Source organism: Dyadobacter endophyticus, from assembly GCF_014641595.1.
Classification (GTDB): domain Bacteria; phylum Bacteroidota; class Bacteroidia; order Cytophagales; family Spirosomataceae; genus Dyadobacter; species Dyadobacter endophyticus.
In genome coordinates, this window is sequence record NZ_BMIA01000001.1 from 819,335 (window position 1) to 838,148 (window position 18,814).

General features: G+C 51.1%; 16 protein-coding genes. 5 read left to right on the top strand and 11 right to left on the bottom strand.

Annotation, left to right across the window (positions count from 1 at the left end):
* Window positions 1-5 precede the first annotated feature (5 nt).
* On the bottom strand, window positions 6-1,601 hold the full coding sequence (locus tag IEY24_RS03365; protein ID WP_188928644.1) for a hybrid sensor histidine kinase/response regulator: 1,596 nt from the start codon (window positions 1,599-1,601) through the stop codon (window positions 6-8).
* Between the two features lie 445 nt (window positions 1,602-2,046).
* On the opposite strand from IEY24_RS03365, the gene glgX reads away from it, so the two are divergent.
* Window positions 2,047-4,227: a glycogen debranching protein GlgX gene (gene glgX / locus IEY24_RS03370; RefSeq protein WP_188928646.1), complete on the top strand. Its 2,181-nt coding sequence runs from the start codon at window positions 2,047-2,049 to the stop codon at window positions 4,225-4,227.
* Entirely contained in the window at window positions 4,224-6,071 is a 1,848-nt protein-coding gene (treZ, locus tag IEY24_RS03375) for a malto-oligosyltrehalose trehalohydrolase (protein WP_188928647.1), read from the top strand. The genes glgX and treZ overlap by 4 nt, the downstream gene beginning before the upstream one ends.
* Here the strand turns inward: treZ and IEY24_RS03380 are convergent.
* The 8 genes from IEY24_RS03380 to surE form a co-directional block, all read right to left on the bottom strand.
* Window positions 6,058-6,630 carry a hypothetical protein gene (locus IEY24_RS03380; RefSeq protein WP_188928648.1) on the bottom strand — a complete coding sequence of 191 codons (573 nt, stop codon included), beginning with the start codon at window positions 6,628-6,630 and terminating at the stop codon, window positions 6,058-6,060. The two genes, treZ and IEY24_RS03380, sit on opposite strands and share 14 nt — an antisense overlap.
* Before the next feature lie 235 nt (window positions 6,631-6,865).
* The gene (locus tag IEY24_RS03385; protein WP_188932351.1) at window positions 6,866-7,033 is read right to left on the bottom strand and encodes a hypothetical protein; all 168 of its coding nucleotides are present in this window, start codon (window positions 7,031-7,033) and stop codon (window positions 6,866-6,868) included.
* 100 nt (window positions 7,034-7,133) lie between these two features.
* Window positions 7,134-8,297, bottom strand: a complete 1,164-nt coding sequence (locus tag IEY24_RS03390) for a THUMP domain-containing class I SAM-dependent RNA methyltransferase (RefSeq protein ID WP_188928649.1) — start codon at window positions 8,295-8,297, stop codon at window positions 7,134-7,136.
* 130 nt (window positions 8,298-8,427) lie between these two features.
* Window positions 8,428-9,336 carry an NAD(P)/FAD-dependent oxidoreductase gene (locus tag IEY24_RS03395; protein WP_188928650.1) on the bottom strand — a complete coding sequence of 303 codons (909 nt, stop codon included), beginning with the start codon at window positions 9,334-9,336 and terminating at the stop codon, window positions 8,428-8,430.
* A 49-nt stretch (window positions 9,337-9,385) separates the two neighbouring features.
* A complete protein-coding gene (locus IEY24_RS03400) occupies window positions 9,386-9,940 on the bottom strand; it encodes a TetR/AcrR family transcriptional regulator (RefSeq protein WP_188928651.1) in 555 nt (184 codons plus the stop codon).
* A 119-nt stretch (window positions 9,941-10,059) separates the two neighbouring features.
* On the bottom strand, window positions 10,060-12,381 hold the full coding sequence (locus IEY24_RS03405; protein WP_188928652.1) for a DUF7133 domain-containing protein: 2,322 nt from the start codon (window positions 12,379-12,381) through the stop codon (window positions 10,060-10,062).
* Between the two features lie 50 nt (window positions 12,382-12,431).
* Window positions 12,432-13,730, bottom strand: coding sequence for an MFS transporter (locus tag IEY24_RS03410; RefSeq protein WP_188928654.1), 1,299 nt, complete (start codon window positions 13,728-13,730; stop codon window positions 12,432-12,434).
* A 228-nt stretch (window positions 13,731-13,958) separates the two neighbouring features.
* Entirely contained in the window at window positions 13,959-14,693 is a 735-nt protein-coding gene (surE, locus tag IEY24_RS03415) for a 5'/3'-nucleotidase SurE (RefSeq protein WP_188928660.1), read from the bottom strand.
* An 84-nt stretch (window positions 14,694-14,777) separates the two neighbouring features.
* Between surE and IEY24_RS03420 the strand changes: the two genes are divergently transcribed.
* The 3 genes from IEY24_RS03420 to IEY24_RS03430 all read left to right on the top strand — a co-directional run bounded on the left by IEY24_RS03420 (window position 14,778) and on the right by IEY24_RS03430 (window position 17,121).
* The gene (locus IEY24_RS03420) at window positions 14,778-15,680 is read left to right on the top strand and encodes a diacylglycerol/lipid kinase family protein (RefSeq protein WP_188928662.1); all 903 of its coding nucleotides are present in this window, start codon (window positions 14,778-14,780) and stop codon (window positions 15,678-15,680) included.
* Window positions 15,681-15,790: 110 nt separating this feature from the next.
* Entirely contained in the window at window positions 15,791-16,795 is a 1,005-nt protein-coding gene (locus tag IEY24_RS03425) for an NAD(P)/FAD-dependent oxidoreductase (protein ID WP_188928664.1), read from the top strand.
* Between the two features lie 2 nt (window positions 16,796-16,797).
* The gene (locus IEY24_RS03430; protein WP_188928666.1) at window positions 16,798-17,121 is read left to right on the top strand and encodes a 2Fe-2S iron-sulfur cluster-binding protein; all 324 of its coding nucleotides are present in this window, start codon (window positions 16,798-16,800) and stop codon (window positions 17,119-17,121) included.
* Window positions 17,122-17,194: 73 nt separating this feature from the next.
* On the opposite strand, the gene IEY24_RS03435 is transcribed toward IEY24_RS03430, so the two are convergent.
* A complete protein-coding gene (locus IEY24_RS03435) occupies window positions 17,195-17,887 on the bottom strand; it encodes an SGNH/GDSL hydrolase family protein (RefSeq protein WP_188928668.1) in 693 nt (230 codons plus the stop codon).
* 93 nt (window positions 17,888-17,980) lie between these two features.
* The gene (locus tag IEY24_RS03440; protein WP_188928670.1) at window positions 17,981-18,814 is read right to left on the bottom strand and encodes a maleylpyruvate isomerase N-terminal domain-containing protein; all 834 of its coding nucleotides are present in this window, start codon (window positions 18,812-18,814) and stop codon (window positions 17,981-17,983) included.

Genomic DNA, 18,814 nt, shown 5'->3' on the forward strand with positions numbered 1-18,814 from the left:
GTCTGCTAATGGTCGGTTTTAATGGTTGTCAGCGTCTGTTCCTGAACAAACGGAAGTATCAAAATGAATTCGGAACCTTCGTTTTCGGTGCTCCTGGCTGAGATCAGGCCGTTATGTTTATCCATAATCTTTTTCGCGATCGCCAGCCCGATGCCCGTGCCTTCGTAAGCATTGATATTGTTGAGCCGCTGAAAAATGACGAAGATCCGGTCGAGGAACCTCTCGTCGAACCCGATGCCGTTGTCGGCAATGGTGATCCTGCAATACGGGCCGTCCTGTGAGACTGCCCCGGAAAGTTCCTTGCTATCGATGACTTCGTAGCGAATATCGATGACCGGCGCCGTATCAGGTCTGGAAAATTTCAGTGCATTACTGATCAGGTTCTGGAATACCTGCCGAATCTGGCTTGGAATCGTTTCGAGGACGGGAAGCCGGTCTTTCCGAATGCTGGCTTTCTTCTCCCGTATCGTCTCATCGAAATCGGCGAGCAATTCGTCCGCAAGCGCATTCAGGTCGGTTGGCTGGAAATAGGCAGTCACCGAAAGCCGTGAGTAATCGAGCAAATCACTGATAAGCCGCGACATCCGGGCCGAGGAACTGATCGATCTGTTGAGATAGGAGATTGCCTCGTCGTTACCGGTGAGGTATTTGTCTTTAATTAAGTGGTTGAATGTCTGAATTTTGCGAAGCGGCTCTTTCAGATCATGCGAAACTACCCATGCAAATTGCTGTAACTCGTGGTTGGTCGTTTCGAGCTGTGAATTTTTATCGACAAGCTCCTTAGTCCGCAATTCCACTTTGTGTTCGAGCAGTTCGTTCGCCATCTTTTGCGGATGTATATCGGTAAATGTGCCTACCCAGCGCACAATGGTCCCGTTTTGAAGTACAGGGATGATTTTGAGCAGAAAATACTTGTAATCGCGGGTAGTCAGGTGCCTTAGGCGCGTCTCGCAGGAGAACTCCAGGCCATTTTTGAAATGCTGCTCCCAGCGTTTGCAGGTTTGGTCCTCGGGATGCATCTCTGGAAAAGCCTCGGCGTCGGTCGAATACTGGAACCAATGCTTGTTCATGTATTCGATCTTACCGTCGGGCCGGATCGTGAATGCGATTTGCGGCAGCGATTCGAGGATAAAGCGAAGCTCGTCCATCCGGGTGGCGAGTTCTTCCTGTGCATGTTTGCGGATATCGATCTCGTGGCGGAGTGATTCCTGAATGGCTTTGAGCTCCTGTTGCTGCTCAAAAAGCCGGTAGAATGTCTTGACTTTCAGCAGCAGAATATCGGGATCGACAGGCTTGGTAAGATAGTCGATACCGCCTGACGAATAGCCTTTTGTAATAAACTTTTTCTCTGTATTAACCGCCGAAAGGAAGATAATAGGCGTGTCTCTCGCTTTTCCAAAACCCGCTATCGCCTCGGCAACCTCGAAACCGTCCATCCCCGGCATTTGTACATCGAGGATAATGACTGAGTAAGTTGTATTAAGCACTTTTTTCAATGCCTCTTCACCCGATTCTGCGGTATCGGTCTTGAAATTGTGGAGTTCCAGGATTTTTTTAAGCGGTAAAATGTTTTCCGGCCTGTCGTCGACAATAAGGATCATGGTTTCGGGTAAAATGGGCACTGTTTTTCGACTCGGCGAATCATTCCGATGTCGGCTAACCGGTGGATCGGCAGGGACTTCCGGTTAGATTACTTTCAACACAGTAATTTTAAGTGTGCGTAAAAGTGCTGCTGTGCGTGTGTAGGCGCATTTTTTAGTAAAAAAATTGTACCAGTGACTACTTATGCGGGCCCGTAACTGATAATAGGCTCTGTGAAAGCGTGAAGTATACCGGGATCGACTTCCTGCCCGTCGCACAAAGGTATGCCACCGCACTGGCTGTTGGGGAATTTATTGCCGGAACTGTTCAGCGCTTGTTGGCACAATTTTGTATTAATACGTGAGCTGTCACCATTTTTTTTCATTAAAAAAGCTGCTGAGGTTACTTAGGCAAACCCGTGCAGACGCTGTGGAAAAAGGTGTATCCGAACTCAAACAAACTGATATGAAGAAGATTGCCAATAAAACACTAGTAGATCAATCTGTTGAAAGTAATGTGACCGTTTACCCGGGCGAACCGTACCCGCTCGGGGCGACATGGGATGGGGAAGGGGTGAATTTTGCGCTGTATTCCGAACATGCCACAGGTGTGGAATTGTGCCTGTTTGATAGTCCTGAGGCTAAAAGTGAACATATTAAAATACAGGTAAGGGAAGTGTCACACCACGTTTGGCATGCCTATGTTCCCGGCTTGAAACCCGGTCAGCTGTACGGTTACCGGGTTCACGGACCCTACGAACCGAGCGTCGGATTACGCTTCAATCCAAATAAGCTACTCATCGACCCCTACGCCAAAGCCATTTCAGGCACCGTGCAATGGCACGACGCGCTGTTTGGCTACAACATCGGCGACCCCGAGGAAGATTTGAGTTTCAGCGAGCTCGACAGTGCACCATACATTCCCAAATCGGTAGTTGCAGACCATTTATTCGACTGGGAAGGTGAGCAGGCGCCGGAAATCCCTTACCACGACACGATCATCTACGAACTGCATGTGAAAGGTTTTACCAACCTGCATCCCGACATCCCGGAGGAAATTCGCGGTACCTACGCCGGGCTTGCCCACCCCAGCAGCATCGCCTACTTGAAAAAGCTGGGGATCAATGCCGTGGAGCTCATGCCTGTGCATCATTTTATTTCGGACAGGCACCTTCAGGAGCGCGGGTTAACCAATTACTGGGGCTATAACTCCATTGGTTTTTTTGCACCGGACGTCCGTTATAGCAGCTCTGGAACGCATGGGGAGCAGGTGAAGGAATTCAAAAATATGGTGAAAGAACTGCACAAAGCCGGCATCGAGGTAATTCTGGACGTCGTCTACAACCACACGGGCGAGGGAAGCCACCTGGGGCCAACGCTTTCGTTCCGCGGAATCGACAATATGGCCTATTACCGCCTGATGGACGGTCGCTATTATATGGATTATACCGGTACAGGCAATACGTTGAATGCCAGGCTCCCGAACGTGCTCCGACTTATTATGGACAGCCTGAGATACTGGATCACCGAAATGCATGTCGACGGCTTCCGGTTCGATCTGGCCTCGACGCTCGCGCGTGAACTGCATGAGGTCGACAGGCTAAGCGCGTTCTTTGATATTATTCATCAGGACCCTGTGATATCGCAGGTAAAACTGATCGCTGAGCCATGGGACATTGGTGACGATGGCTACCAGGTCGGCAAGTTTCCCATTGGCTGGGCCGAATGGAACGGCCGTTACCGCGATTGCATGCGCGATTACTGGCGCGGTGCCGACAGTATGCTCGCCGAATTCGCCGAGCGCTTCACGGGCAGTTCCGATCTGTACAAGGGCGAAGAACGGTTCCCTACTGCAAGCATCAATTTTGTAACGGCACACGACGGTTTTACACTGAACGATCTGGTTTCGTATAATGAGAAGCGTAATGATGAAAATGGCGAAGAAAACCACGACGGCGAAAGCCATAACCGTTCCTGGAACTGCGGTGCCGAAGGACCTACCGAGGACGAGGAGGTGATAGAAGTCCGCAACAAGCAGAAACGCAATTTTCTGACCACCCTTTTTCTCTCCCAGGGCGTACCAATGCTCGTAGCCGGCGACGAATGGGGCCGCTCGCAGAACGGGAACAACAATGCCTACTGTCAGGATAATGAGATTTCCTGGCTGAATTGGGATCAAATGGACGAGAAATTGCTGACGTTCACGCAAAAGCTGATTGCATTTTGTAAAGCCCACCCCACATTCCGCCGTAAGCACTGGTTCCGTGGAGTGCCCATCAAAGGTGTTGGTCTCGAAGACATCGCCTGGTTTTTGCCTAGCGGTGAGGAAATGCCCGACGAAAACTGGAGCCACGATTATGCGAAGTCTCTGGGCATTTTTCTAAACGGAAAGGGGATCAGACACATGGACCCGAAAGGCAAGCCTATTTACGACGACAGTTTTTACATCATTTTCAATGCGCATTACGAGCCGGTCGAATATACGCTGCCGCCGGGGAAATACGGCAGTGAATGGAGGAAGGTGATCGATACCGTCGAGGCCTGTGTGACCGGCGACGGCCAGGTGCTGAAACCCGGCGATAGTTTTTCCGTGGAGAGCCGTTCGATAGTAGTATTCAGACATGCATTGAAGGAACAGAAAATATGAGTTATGAAGATTTGATGGCCATTCGGCCGGGTGTCACATTTAACGAACAGGGTGAGGCGCAGGTGCTCGTGTGGGCGCCAAAGGCCGAGCAAGTGCAATTGCTGTTTGGCGAGGAGACCAACATACTGGATTTGGAACAAAGGGACTATGGTTTCTGGACATTACAGACCCGGGCGCTTTGGCCCGGCGATCGCTACGGTTTCCTGCTGGATGGCAAAGGCCCCTATCCCGATCCGGCGACTCTTTACCAGCCGGAAGGCGTACACGGGCCCTCGGAGACCTTCGATGTTCAAAAAATTGAATGGACTGACCGCAACTGGCAGAATCCTGCCATGAAGGATTACATTATTTATGAGATTCACACGGGTACGTGTACGCCCGATGGTACCTTCGCGGCCATGGAAGAGAAGCTCGATCACCTGGTTGAATTGGGCGTCAATGCAATCGAGATCATGCCCGTTTCGCAGTTTGCCGGCGATAGGAACTGGGGTTACGATGGCGTTTTTCCATACAGTGTTCAGGATTCTTATGGCGGGCCTGGTGCTTTGCAGCATCTGGTAAATGCATGCCATGAAAGAGGCATGGCCGTGATACTGGATATGGTATATAACCACCTGGGGCCGGAGGGCAATGTCCTGGGTGATTTTGGTCATTATTTTACCGAAAAATACCACACGCCCTGGGGAGATGCGATCAACTTTGACGATGCGTGGTCGGATGCGGTGCGGCATTACTTTGTACAAAATGCATTGATGTGGTTCCGGCATTTTCATATCGATGGTCTGCGCCTTGATGCGGTTCATGCGATCAAAGATTTCGGCCCTGTTCACATTTTGCAGGAAATCAGGCAAAAAGTGGAAGAACTGTCGCGGAACACTGGTCGGCAGCACTACCTGATCGTCGAAATGGACTTGAATGATACACGTTTCGTCAAACCTATCGATGCAGGCGGTTATGGAATGCATGCGCAATGGGTTGACGAATTTCACCATGCATTGCGTGTGAGCTCAGGGCAGGAGCGGAGTGGTTATTATTCTGATTTTAAAGGCGTTGTGTCGCTTGGGAAGTCTTTTGCAGACGCTTATGTGTTCGACGGGGTTTATTCAGATCACCGGAAGCGGAAGTTTGGCATGAAAGCCGATGGTATTCCGGGGCAGCAATTCATTGTCTTTTCACAAAATCACGACCACGTCGGCAATCGCATGCTCGGCGAGCGGACGAGCCGGTTGGTGAGTTTCGAAATGCAGAAGCTCCTGGCCGGAGCCGTATTCGTCAGCCCTTTCGTACCCCTGCTTTTCATGGGGGAAGAATGGTCTGAGCCGAATCCTTTCCAGTACTTTGTGAGCCATACCGACGAAGAACTGGCCGAAGCCGTGCGAAAAGGTAGAAAGAGCGAATTTGCCGCATTTCACCTCGAAGGAGAAGCACCCGATCCCGTCGCTGTTTCGACATTCGAGAACTCAAAATTGCAATGGGACCTCATCCACAACCCACCGCACCGGACGATGTTGCAATACTACCGGAAATGGATCGCCCTGCGAAAAGAACTGCCGTTATTCCGGGAATGCGACCGCAACGGACTGTCGGCAGAGGTTTTGGAAGAAAAGGAGCTGATCTGTATCCAGCGGGTTTGGGGCCGGCAGTATTTGGTTGGTTTTCTCAACTTTTCGAAATCCCCGCACGAGGTATCTCTGCCGCCGGGGCATTTGTCATGGCATAAGCTGATCGCCTCCTCCGATCCGATATGGGGTGGGGTGCAGGAGATGCCCCAACAGGCCGGTGCAAGTGCACTGACTGTCGCCCCGGAATCGATTACGGTATACACCAATACTATAAATTCCTGATTTTGATCTGCATATTATGGGGCGCAGTTTCGTCGCCGCCGAAATAGGGGAGAAGCTTGTAGGCCACGCCTACACCGCCGGAGCAATGCCGCGGCATGACGGTTTCGATACCTCGGTAAGTAAATACATACGAATTGTCGCGGATATCGATCCGGAAGCTGGTGGTTTCGTTCAATTCGGCGGTGCCTAGCTCGCGCTCCTGTCGCACGCCGTTCACATATATGTACGCGTATATGCGCAACGCGCCTTCGCGCCAGTTCCAGCCGAAGCGCGCACTGTTGTTCTGGTGTTGCGAGCTGCAATCTGAAAATCCGTACAGTTTGTTGATATCGTTCTGGTTTTCGGGTACCGAAGTTTTGTACACACAACTGCTATCAAACATCGCCTGGAAACGCATGGACGATGAAGTGAACGGCGTATTCAGGTTATGGTCCACCTCGTGGTTGCCCGCCTTGATATTGTAGGTAATGAAATCATCGCCAAAACTGGGCGTATTGCCAATCCATTCGCAGGAAACGGCGCCGATCAGGAGGGTGAGCGCTATCAGATATCGCTTCATTGGTTCTGTTTTTTTATGTGAATGCCCGCCGAAAGGCGAGAACCCAGCATAGGAACGCTCAATTCTCCTGAAAATTGGATGCATGCGGCTTGTCCCGGATTTTTTTACAGAGTCCTTGGAGAGCGGCCAGAGCTGGCGGTGCAAGACGGGTTAAGCACAAAAAAACGAAGTCCGGATGTTCGTACATGCGGACTTCGTCTCAACTTAGGAGCCATTTAATAAGGTGCTTTGAATGCTACCTTTGCTGTTTTCCCAGACTGTGACGTTCTTTTTGGTTGCTGGTAATATGGTTACCTTTCACCATTTCTTCTTCACGACGTCTGCTATCCAGATTGTCTTTGTTTTCAGGCCGGTTCCGGTCCTGGCCTTGCGGCATGGTTCCTGAACTTTGTGAATGTTTCATGACAATTTTCTAAATGGTTATGTATTATATTATCTAAATATTATGCCAAAGTAACTGAGAAGTAATGCCAAAGTTATCGTTCTCTCCCGTCAAGTAAGCTTTAGATCCTTCTCGTGCCTTCGTAAAGTTCATATTCCAGCAGCCTGCAATCGATTCTTCCCGAATAAAACTCGATTCTGCGCTTTGCTTTGAGGCCTATTTTTTTGGCCAGGTCCAGGTTTCCGGTGAAGACATATCCGAAATATCCTCCACACTTCTGTTTCATAAAATCACCAATCCGTCCATATGTTTCTTCAAGTTGGCTGATTTCCCCGAGCCGTTCGCCATACTCCGGATTTACGAAGAAGACACCCTTGTTGTCGACCGGTATTTCTGTGTCCGCAAAATCGCAGAGGCTAAACTCGATCATGTCGGCCACACCTGCCGCGATGGCGTTCTTTTTAGCATTGGTAATGGCATTCTGGTCGTAGTCGGTAGCGATAATCCTCGCTTTTGGCGCCTCGATGATCTGTGCCTCGAGCTGCTCCTGCGCCCCGAAATACACTTCCTCGTCGTACCCCAGCAAATGCATGAACGAATAGTTATCCCTGAAAAGCCCTGGGCGGCTGTTAGTGGCGATCAATGCGGCCTCGATTGCAAGCGTGCCTGAGCCACACATCGGATTGACAAATGCCGAGTGGCGGTTCCACTGGCTGGCAAGGATCGTCGCCGAGGCAAGCGATTCAAGCATGGGAGCCTGGCCGGGAATCTTACGGTAACCGTGGCGGGCCACTGTTTCGCCAGAGGTGTCGATGAAGATCTCTGCCCGGTCGTCCTTCCAGAATAAATGCACTACCGCGCCTTTCAGCTCCGAACCGGTCGATGGCCTCGCGCCCTTTTTATCACGCAACCTGTCCACAATGGCATCTTTCACGCGCAGGTTCGCGAACATGGTATTGTTGACCGTCGCCGTCATTACATTGCTGGTGACCGAGAAGTACGCATCGTCGGCAAGAATATTCTCCCATTGCATTTTCAACAAAAACCTGTAAACATCATCGGGATGCTGTGCACTGAATGTGCCGAGACTGTAAAGTACCTGACTGGCGCAATACAGGTTCAAATTCAATTTAATGCAGTCATTCACCGTGCCGTTCAGCCGCACACCCGTCGCAAAAGTTTCTTCAACCTGGTAACCAAGCTCTGTCACTTCCTTTTCAAGAAATGGCACTAGACGTTTGTAGCAGGTAATAGTAATAGGGGCGGTTGTTTTGAATAGGGACATTGTCTGGCTTTCGGCTTTCGGCTTTTGGCCGTAGGCTCTTTTATTAAATAGTACAGAATAACAGTTCGATAGCCGCCAGCCGATGGCCGCCAGCCGAAAGCTGCAAAGCTACCATATTGCAACACGCCAATCAGTACTCTTCATTGATTAATTCATGATTGAGCCTCGCTCCGGCGATGGTGCCAGCGGCCATGGCACCGGTTAACCCCCTGAATGCGCCGCTGTTATCACCCGCCGCGTAGATGCCGACGACCGTTGTTTTTTGGGCGTCATCGACTTTGATAAAACCCTGCGGATTGAGCTCACAACCCAATGCTTCGGGCAGTAGCGAATGCTGCACGAACGCCGGGCGGTGGTAGAGCGCCGTAATGTCACGGGTGATGCCGTTAGCCAGGTGGAGCGTTTTGAGGTAGCCGTTTTCATGTTCGAGCGAGGCAATGGGCTCTTCTACGATTTCCGCGCCGAATGCGAGCATTTTTGACCGCGCCGCCTCGTCGAATGTCGCAGGGCCGTTGGTATAGAGGGTAAGGTCGGCCGTCCAGTTGCGGATCATTTTCAAGTATTCCAATGCCATATCGCCATTCATGAGCACGCCTGTGCGGGCGTCGCTGTATTCGTAGCCGTGGCAGTAGGGGCAGTGGATGGCGCTGATGCCCCAGCTTTCGGCAAAGCCGGATATATCGGGCATAATGTCGCGGATACCAGTGCTGAAAATCAGCTTTTTAGCTTGCAATATCTGTCCATCACCGGTGGCGACGGTAAACGCGCCATCGCTTCCCGATATGTGCTTGGCGAGTCCCTCACGCATATGCACGGTTGGGTAGGCGAGCACCTGCTTGCGCGCGAGGGCGGAGATTTCAGCGGGCGTCTTGCCGTCGTGTGTGATCAGGTTGTGCGAATGGGGCGTCTGGCGGTTGCAGGGCTGGCCGCTGTCGATAACGACGACATGCCGGCGGGCGCGGCCCAATGTCATGGCAGCCGATAGCCCGGCATAGCTTCCGCCGATAATAGCGACATCGAAGGTTTGTTGATCAGTCATAGTTGAAATACGTATTTGTCTCAAAAATGAGACATGATTGGGCAATTTTTTAAATACCAATTCCCTTACTGAATGAAAACCACGCAAGCTGCCGGGCCTCCGCACGATCGAGCGCCCCATTTTGCTGTGAGTTAATGAACACCACAACTACACTCTGGAAGAAGTTATGGATCCAGTCGACCGTCATTCCTTGGTTGATAACGCCTTTTGTCAGAAGCACTTGCAGATTACCTTTCCAGAGCTCGAAGGTGTGATCATATTCAGAGCATTCTTCGTTGGCTACCTGGTGTTTATGGTCGTGCAGCGTGTGTAGTTTATGCAAAAAGGTGTTTTTCGAACCGCAATCGAGTCCGGCATAAAACATCGTTTCCAGCCTCTCCCTTGGATTTGCCGAGGCATAGTAAGCATCCGACATTGCAATCGCGCAAGCCTTCCGGATCTCTTTCTGACATTTGTCCATCAGCTCCTTACGGTCTTTGAAATACCTATGCAAAGTCCGCCGCGTCACCTGCGCCCGATCCGCCACTTTTTCCAGCGGGGCAGATAAATCCTCGTTGAAAATCAGGATCGCGGCTTCGATAATGCTTTGCTCGGTATCTTTCATGATGTTGCAAAGGTAGTGTAGTGTCTCAGATTTGTGACATAATTAGTCAGTTATTTTTATTTGAAACTAAAAAAACGCCCCTTGCGAGGCGCCTTTCATTCAAAATCAACAACATACCATCAAATGCCGTTCAGCTCCGCTTCGGTAAATGACTTCTCGCGGCCGGTGAGCTTGGTGCGGACTTTGGTTACTTCTTCGGTGGTAACCTTGTCGGCATTGTTGCGCCAGGAGCGGCGGATGAAGCTTAATAGCTGGGCGATGTCTTCGTTGGGCATGTCCTTGTCGTAGCCGATGCCGGGCATGTCGCCGCTTACTTCGGGGGTCTGGTACACGTGGCCATTTACCTTCACCGGGCCAGTGAGGCCGAAAAGGACAATGGAAATGAGTTTATCCTTGCTACCCGTTACCCATTCCGACTGGTTCAATGGCGGTGCGAGCGATTTCACGCCACCGCCGTCGGCACCATGGCAGGTTTGGCATACGGAAGTGAATAGTGCTTCGCCTTTGGGAAACTCTTTTTTCAGCATTTCAGGGTTGCGGTTGCCCTGAGCGCTGCGGATAGCGGTTACCACACGGGTAAGCTGCTTGTTGATCACCGCATTCTGGTCGGATACCGAGGCCGAAATAGCGCCATGGAAGAGCTCTTCCTGATCCTGTAAGTTGCTGATCACCGCATCGGAGACGTAGCGGTTGTTGGGGTATTTGATCGCCAGCTTGTTCAGCAGCCCGCGGGATGCATTCTGGTCAAATTTTTCGATGCTCTTGCACAGCAGTGCAACGTAAGGCGCTGCGAGCGTATCTCCCGAATCGACGATGCCGTCAAATGCAGTTGCAAACTGCTGGTAAGTGCCAGGCGTGATCACCGCCGCAGACGCGTAAAGTCCCTGCGCACGGAAAGTCCAGGCCGATTGCCGGATCCAGCTTAATGCCTCTTCGGGTTTTAGGGAATTCAGGCCTTCAAGGGTCCACAACGCGTGGATCGCCAGCAATGGATTGGCTGTTTGTTTTACAGCTTCTCTAAGGGCTGGTACAGTTTGGTTGTATTTTCCGTCGATCAGTTTTTGTTGCGCCCGGTCGCGTACCCAGCCGTTGGGGTGGCCTAGCAGTTTCACCAATTCCTGCGGGCCGTCCGGAATAGTTACCGGTTTGGATTGTGAACCCTTTGGAACGATCTTGTAAATGCGGCCTGCCGAAAGGGGCTGGGTAAGGTCGCGTTTGCCGATCTGGTCTTTCAGATAGGGTGTCAGATAAGTTTTGTGCTGGATAATGCCGCGGTACATGTCGAGCACGATCATACTGCCGTCGGGGGCGTTGTAGAGGCTTACCGGGCGGAAACGCTCGTCGGTGCTGGCCAGAAACTCTTTACCCTTATAAGCAATATCGCCTTTTACAACGTAGCCTTTTTCATTCAGGAAGTTGCGTTTGATCAGGTTCGCCGAAGGCTCCGGTACGAATGCATTGAAATCGTAATTTTTGCCAAACAAATCACCACGATAAACGACAGGGCCGGCAGCGGCGGTAAATTCGTTGAGGCGCAGGCTGTCGTCGAGAACATTCTTCATATAACCACGGTTGACGCCCGGCGTAGGGTGCAGCGGGTATACCTTGTTGTTCGCCACCGACTTTTCGTTGTAGCCGGCCACACCTCTCTGGTTCTTGTTCCATGCTCCCAGACCGGCCGGGAAATAGTCGCCTAGCAGGTTTTGGGAATTGTTGTTGTAATAAAGGCGGCCATAATTGTCCTGGCAAATCCCCCATTGTCCGCGGAAATGGGTATGCTCGATCACCCACTTACCACCCACACGGCGGTAACGCTTGTCGGATTTGGCATTGTATATCCAGTTATCCATCGCGCGGAGTAAGCCGTTGGGCTGGTGCTCCACGTTGCCGCCCTCGGTGTATTTAGGATCGACGAGCGTCTTTTTAAAGACCTGATCATTTTTCAGTTCATAAAACCAAAGGTTGGTTGGCTCAGCTACCAGGATACCGTTATCGATCAGACAGATTGCGCGCGGAAGCACGAGTGAGTCAATGACGACTTTACGGTCGTCGTAAACACCGTCCTTATTTTTATCGTCGAGGATCACAATGTTACCATTGCGGATATCCTCACCGGTACCGATCGTGTCGGGCATATAACCTACCATTTCCACGACCCACATTCTGGCCTTGTCGTCGAACTGCATGGCCACCGGTGCGCTCACCAGCGGCTCGGCGGCAATTAGTTTTACTTCAAAACCATCCTCGATAACCATTTTGCCAATGGTTTCAGACGCCGGTATAAATGGCGATTTGCCGGTTGTTCGGACGGGCTTCTCTTCTTTGGCCACGCTTGTAGCGGCAGAGGATGCAGTTTGCTGGCTGGTTTGTTTATTGGTTTTACAATACACCAATAAGGACGAAACCGCCAGAATAAAAAGGGGATAACGGTACTTCTTCATCAGAATGCTATGCTGGCAATAGTTAACGGCTTTTGTAATTTTTTGGTAGATCAGTTCTTTAACGATTCTTCCACCGGTTTCATGCGGCTGGTGAGGAAATGGATGATCAGCCAGGCAATAATGTAGGCTAATCCGCAGATAATGAATAGGATATTGTAACCTGCGCCGATATTTCCCGTGCCCTTGTAATAGTCCAGCAATGCGCCCACCAGCAGCGGGAAGAAGGTGGATCCAAGCGAACCGGCCATCCCTCCGATGCCTACGACGGAGCTTACTGCCCGTTTTGGGAAAATATCGGATACGATTGTGAAAATATTGGCGCTCCATGCCTGGTGGGCGGCGGTAGCGATGGCGATAATACCCACCACCGTCCATATATCCGTAGCGAATTGGGCCAGGATGATCGGCATTACGGCGAAAGCCATCACCAGCAATGTCGTTTTACGTGCTCTGAGAGGTGTCCAGCCTTTCTTGATCAGGTAGGATGACAAATACCCTCCGCCGATGCTGCCAAACGTCGTAGCGGTGTAAACGATCGCCAGATGCAGACTAGGTTTCTTCAAATCCAATGCGAATGTGGTCGCAAAATAGGAGGGTAGCCAGAAGAGGAAAAACCACCACACGGGGTCTGTCAGAAATTTACCTACAATAAAAACCCAGGTCTGAGGCAATGTAACGAGCTTGGTCCAGTGAATGGGCTGCTGGTGCTCGCCGTCGCCGGCTTCGTTGTCGCTGTGGATGAACGCATATTCTTCGGCCTGAACCTTTTTGTGGCGCGACGGGATTTCGTACATCAACCACCAGAATATCAGCCAGATAAAGCCAAGCGCACCGGTGATCAGGAACGCACCTTGCCAGCTGTAAGTGGCTAACAGCCAGGGAACCAGAATGGGTGCGGCTACGGCACCGATACTTGTTCCTGAGTTGAAGATACCGGTCGCCAGCGCGCGTTCGCGTTTTGGGAACCATTCGGCCGTCGCTTTTACCGCCGCAGGGAAGTTGCCCGCTTCGCCCAGCCCCAGAATCGCACGGACGGCACCAAAGCCGAAGGTGCTTTTTACAAATGCGTGCGCAACGGCCGCCACGCTCCATATAATGATAGAGACGGCATAACCGAGTTTCGAGCCGATCTTATCGATGATATTTCCAAATACAATATAACCTGCCGCATAACAGCCCGCAAACACCATGACGATGTTGGCATAGTCGGTTTCTGTCCAGTTGAATTCTGTTTCGAGGGTCGGTTTTAGTAATCCAAGAATTTGTCTGTCGATGTAGTTGATGGTAGTTGCAAAGAAGAGTAACGCGCAAATAACCCAGCGATAATTGCCAATATTGGTTTGTTTCATGGTGGGGAATAACTGATTTCTTGGATTCAGGAATTAATGAAAATACGTCTGTCTTGGGGATAAGACGGCATTTTAGCCATTCTACCCCTTAATGTATTTGCAAAAGACTTTAACAAAAGGAATCCCGCACCAGGATGGCGCGGGATTGGGGCATTATAATAGGGAACGTCTCGTAAATAGTTTAACATAACAAACCACGCTAAAAAGTCTCGGCGCAGCGGAACCTACTTATGTAATCGGATACGCCAGCTGCGCCTTGATCAGCTCAGCTTCGTTGGTCAGGTCAAGGCGAAGCGGTGTAATGGAAACGAAATGGTTTTCAATGGCCCAGCGGTCGGTGCCTTCCTCGGCGGGTTCCAACGGCACGACGGTGAACCAGTAATGCTTGCGGCCCATGGGGTCGAGGGCGGGGACGATGTTGTTGTCATAAAGCCGCACCGATTGGCGAGTCCAGCGCACGCCTTTGGGGTCGTGCGGGAAATTGACATTCACCAGGTTTAAATGTGGGTTTTTAAATAAAAGGTCCAATGCCTTTTCTACAAACGGGTCGAGCGCGTCAAAATCAGGTTCGATGTCGGTGGGCGTGCTTAACGCAATGCCTTTGATTCCGAACAGTACTGCCTGCTTAGCTGCGGCGAGTGTGCCCGAATGCCACATCGCATTCCCCAGGTTCGGCCCCAGGTTGATCCCCGAAAGTACCACGTCGGGTTTATCCCAGAGGTGTTGCCCCAATGCCACGCAATCTGCCGGTGTGCCATTCACACGGTAGGCATCGATGCCCGCAAAGTCAATAGGAGATTTTTTGTAGGAAAGTGGTCTGGATGCCGTAATCGCGTGGCCCATAGAGGATTGCTCCACATCGGGGGCCACAATTTTTACTTCTCCGAACCGTGAAGCGATTTTGGCAAGCGCCGCAAGGCCCGGGCTGTATATTCCGTCGTCGTTCGTTACCAGGATTTTCATAACGTATAGCGTTTTCAGGTGATTATTAATAAAATTATGCCTGGTATGTTTTTTATGAAATCGAGGTGTGCTACACATCCTGATATGAAAAAAACGACCCTTTTACACAACCCGACAGCCGGAGACAACGAATTTTCCAAAAAGGAACTGGTCAAACTCATCACGAAAGAAGGTTTCGAATGCGCCTATGCGTCTGTGAAGGAGGAAGGCTGGGATAACTTCGATAACGAGACCGATTTCCTGATCATAGCAGGCGGTGACGGCACCGTCCGGCGCGCTGCAAAAGCGCTGATGAGGCGAAAGCGGCTCGATAAGCAATTCCCGCTGGCTTTGCTGCCACACGGAACGGCCAACAACATCGCGACCGCATTGCAGATTGAAGGGCACCCGAAGGACATAGCGCCGCATTGGCACCATTACCGGCTGCAACCGTTCGATCTCGGCCGTGTACACGGTGTGAGCGATGACCTTTTCTTCCTGGAAGCATTCGGTTACGGCATTTTTCCGCGCCTGATGAAGGTAATGGGCAAAATCGAGAACGATATCGGCGAGACGGCCGAGGAAAAACTGAAAGCCGCCCGGGCGGTGCTGCTCGAAATTGTGCAAACTTATGAAGCCAGGCCCTGCACCATCGTTGCCGACGGCGTGGAGCATTCGGGTAACTATATTATGGTCGAGATCATGAATATTCGGTCAATAGGCCCTAATCTGGTGCTGGCGGGCAAAGCCGACCCCGGCGACGGCATGCTCGATGTGGTAATGGTCTCGGAAGAAAGCCGCAACAAATTCGAATCCTTCCTGGTCAGCCGCATCAATCATGAAGACAAGGAATTTAGTTTTTCGACCATCCGTGCCAGGAATGTGAAGGTATTTTGGGACGGAAAGGACGTCCACGCTGACGACGAGCGGCTGAAAATAGAAAAGCCCGTCGAGGTAGAGATCGAAATACTGCCTGATATGCTTCAATTTATGGTTACCGAACGCTGACTTGATAACTTTTAGTTATAGCGGATAACCTATTGTGATTGGCACCTGATGTGAATGACGACTACCTTTGAGCTATCAAAATGTTCCAAGATTCTCATTCACATTACGTTATGATTCGCACAGACATTTGCATTATCGGTGCCGGGCCGGTTGGACTTTTCGCCGTTTTCGAGGCAGGACTGCTAAAAATGCGTTGCCACCTCATCGATGCCCTGCCGGTGGTAGGCGGGCAGCTTGCCGAAATTTATCCTCAAAAACCGATTTACGATATTCCCGGTGCGCCGGCCATTATCGCGGAAGACCTGGTGAATAATCTCATGAAGCAGATCGAGGAGTTCAAGCCTGGCTTTACATTGGGTGAAAGAGTAGAAGCGCTCGAAAAGCAGGACGATGGCAGCTACATCGTCCGTACCAACGAAGGTACCGACGTGCATTGCCAGGTAGTGGTGATCGCCGCGGGGCTTGGCAGCTTCGAGCCCCGCAAACCTGCCGTGGAGCAGCTGGAATATTTCGAAGGGAAAGGGGTGCATTATATGGTGAAGAAACCGGAGCAGTTCCGGGGACGGAATGTGGTGCTGGCAGGCGGTGGCGATTCCGCGCTCGACTGGACGATCTTCCTGGCCGATATCGCTTCCCGTGTTACGCTCGTGCACAGGGGGGATACTTTCCGAGGTGCGCCCGACTCGGCCGAAAAAGTCTACGAATTGGCTGGAAAGGGTAAAATTGACCTTATTCTGCAAGCGCAAGTGAATAAGCTGGGAGGAAACGGCGTACTTAAAGAAGTGTCGATTTTGGGAAATGACAAGTCTGTCACCACCATTCCTACCGATGATTTTATTCCGCTTTTTGGCCTCAGTCCCAAACTCGGCCCCATTGCCGACTGGAAGCTGGGCGTGGAAAAGTCGGCAGTCGTGGTCGACACCTTCGATTACGCCACCAACGTCGAACGGATCTACGCCATCGGCGACATCAACACTTATCCGGGTAAGCTGAAACTGATTTTATGCGGTTTTCATGAGGCGGCCATTATGATGCACAGCGCATTCAAGTACGTTTATCCCGATCAGAAATTAAGTTTCAAGTACACCACAGTTAACGGTGTTAATCCATTTTAGTCATGATCAATATATTCATAGAGAGTGATTTAGGTGAACGTCAGGCGCTTGAAGTACCTACCGACATGGGCTTCAATCTGATGGAGATCCTCAAAGCATACGAATACGATATCCAGGCAACCTGCGGCGGAATGGCACTCTGCGCGACCTGCCACATTGAAGTCCTCGAAGGCAAGGAAAACCTGCCGGAATCCAACGATCAGGAACTCGACACGCTCGACGCATTGCCCAATTCGGACAGTAACAGCAGGCTATCCTGCCAGCTCCGGCCGTCAGATGAAATGGATGGGCTGGTGATCCGCCTCAAAGCATTGCAGGAAGTTTGAAATAAGGTTATTAGAATTTTGGAATAATAGTACATAAACCCCCGGTGATCATACAGCGGGGGTTTTTAGTTTATCAAAAAAGCTGTTTTACCTGTGGAAGGGCTTCGTTGACCCACAAACGGTACATCTTGCCAGAGAAATGCAGCTGGTCGCCGGCAATCATCGAGGGGTTGTTCAACGCTTTCCGTGAGATGTCGGTAATGTCGATAAAAGTGATTTTGAGCTTACTACATTCGTCTTTTGCGATCGCATTGAAATCGTTTATTTCTGCGGCAATATGCTCACGGTTGCCTTCGCCCATGGCTGTAACGCCCCAATCGGGGATTGACAGGACAAATACATTTCCCGCGTCGTTGCCAGCATAGGCAATCGATTTCAAAAGCAGCTGGCGAAATTCGATGCGGTATTCCTCCTTGTTTCTGCCCTGGTACTGGTTGTTGACACCAATCAGGAGCGACACCAGGTCGTAGGTTTGCGCTGGCGGGCTTTCTTCGAGCGCATCGAGCAAGTTGCGCGTCGTCCAGCCCGTTCTGGCGATAATTTGCGGCGTAGCGACGGGTTTTCCGTTTCTTTTCAGTTCCTCCGCCAGTATTACAGGCCAGCGTTCGTCGGTAGAGACGCTCTGCCCGATGGTGTATGAGTCACCCAGGGCCAGGTATTGCGGCCTGACACTTTCCTCAGACCCGGCGGGTACCGACGGGACGGGGCTTTCGTTGCCGCCGCACGCCAATGTGCATAGTATGATCAGAATTTGATACAGTTTCATGCCTCATATACTTGTTTCCTGGCTGTTTGGATTAAACTAAAGAAAATATCGGACCTGGAAAGCTGTATTTTTTTCTATAAACATATTCGGGGCCTATGCCATCACTGCAATCAAGTTTAATGTAACGCCTGCAAGTTCTTTATTTCCAGTTAAATGTGCCATGGCTAGTGCTTCATCCGGTTTAATGGCTTTGGTGAAAAGTTTCCAGGCCGTATCGGCATCGAGAGTTACGGAAGCTGCGGTTTCGCCTTCTTCCGTATCAGTGATGAGCCAGCCGTCTGCCGCTCTTACCAGAAACCATTCAAAAACTTCGTCGAGCTTGATTGCAATGCGTACGGCCGTGCCTATGGGCGCCTGGGTATGCCTATACGTATGTGGGAGCCCGCGAAGAAAGGTTTCGATCAGCGGGCGAAATAGCCGGGGTGTCATAATGTCCCGTTGAATATCGGGCTTATCCACGGCTTCGCGGATTTGCTGCTGATGATGCCATTTTTCGGTGTATTCGCGGGCGATATGAAACCAGTTTTTGGAAGTGGCCTCGCCGGCCCAGGAAACGGAGAAAATGGCATCTGCTTCGAGGTCTTGCCGCCGCATTATCTCCGAGTATTGCTTGCCCGTGCTTTCGAGAAGTTCGGTAAGCAGGGCGGGACTCATTCGTTTTGAGGCCTTTACCCAGTCTCCGTTCAACTGGTTTAAATACGCTACCAGATCGTCGTAACTGTTTATCTCCCGGTCGGGTGCAGTGAAATAGCCGTCACGATACATGGAAATGACGCGGATATTGCCATCCAGCAAATGCGCCGCCACGTCGCGGACTTTCCAGAGCCGTGCTACCGTCGGCTTTTCCCACTCTTCGGGTGCGAGTGATTTGAGCAAAGTAATGAGGCATTCGTCGAGCTCGGGGAAGAGGTGAGTGGTGTGAATCAT

Bases quoted from the DNA above. Each gene is read 5' to 3' on its own strand.
- surE (WP_188928660.1), bottom strand. From the start codon at position 14,693: ATGAAAATCCTGGTAACGAACGACGACGGAATATACAGCCCGGGCCTT.
- IEY24_RS03435 (WP_188928668.1), bottom strand. From the start codon at position 17,887: ATGAAACTGTATCAAATTCTGATCATACTATGCACATTGGCGTGCGGC.
- IEY24_RS03405 (WP_188928652.1), bottom strand. From the start codon at position 12,381: ATGAAGAAGTACCGTTATCCCCTTTTTATTCTGGCGGTTTCGTCCTTA.
- IEY24_RS03390 (WP_188928649.1), bottom strand. From the start codon at position 8,297: ATGTCCCTATTCAAAACAACCGCCCCTATTACTATTACCTGCTACAAA.
- IEY24_RS03420 (WP_188928662.1), top strand. From the start codon at position 14,778: ATGAAAAAAACGACCCTTTTACACAACCCGACAGCCGGAGACAACGAA.
- IEY24_RS03430 (WP_188928666.1), top strand. From the start codon at position 16,798: ATGATCAATATATTCATAGAGAGTGATTTAGGTGAACGTCAGGCGCTT.
- treZ (WP_188928647.1), top strand. From the start codon at position 4,224: ATGAGTTATGAAGATTTGATGGCCATTCGGCCGGGTGTCACATTTAAC.
- glgX (WP_188928646.1), top strand. From the start codon at position 2,047: ATGAAGAAGATTGCCAATAAAACACTAGTAGATCAATCTGTTGAAAGT.
- IEY24_RS03425 (WP_188928664.1), top strand. From the start codon at position 15,791: ATGATTCGCACAGACATTTGCATTATCGGTGCCGGGCCGGTTGGACTT.
- IEY24_RS03365 (WP_188928644.1), bottom strand. From the start codon at position 1,601: ATGATCCTTATTGTCGACGACAGGCCGGAAAACATTTTACCGCTTAAA.
- IEY24_RS03440 (WP_188928670.1), bottom strand. From the start codon at position 18,814: ATGATTCACACCACTCACCTCTTCCCCGAGCTCGACGAATGCCTCATT.
- IEY24_RS03400 (WP_188928651.1), bottom strand. From the start codon at position 9,940: ATGAAAGATACCGAGCAAAGCATTATCGAAGCCGCGATCCTGATTTTC.
- IEY24_RS03380 (WP_188928648.1), bottom strand. From the start codon at position 6,630: ATGAAGCGATATCTGATAGCGCTCACCCTCCTGATCGGCGCCGTTTCC.
- IEY24_RS03395 (WP_188928650.1), bottom strand. From the start codon at position 9,336: ATGACTGATCAACAAACCTTCGATGTCGCTATTATCGGCGGAAGCTAT.
- IEY24_RS03385 (WP_188932351.1), bottom strand. From the start codon at position 7,033: ATGAAACATTCACAAAGTTCAGGAACCATGCCGCAAGGCCAGGACCGG.
- IEY24_RS03410 (WP_188928654.1), bottom strand. From the start codon at position 13,730: ATGAAACAAACCAATATTGGCAATTATCGCTGGGTTATTTGCGCGTTA.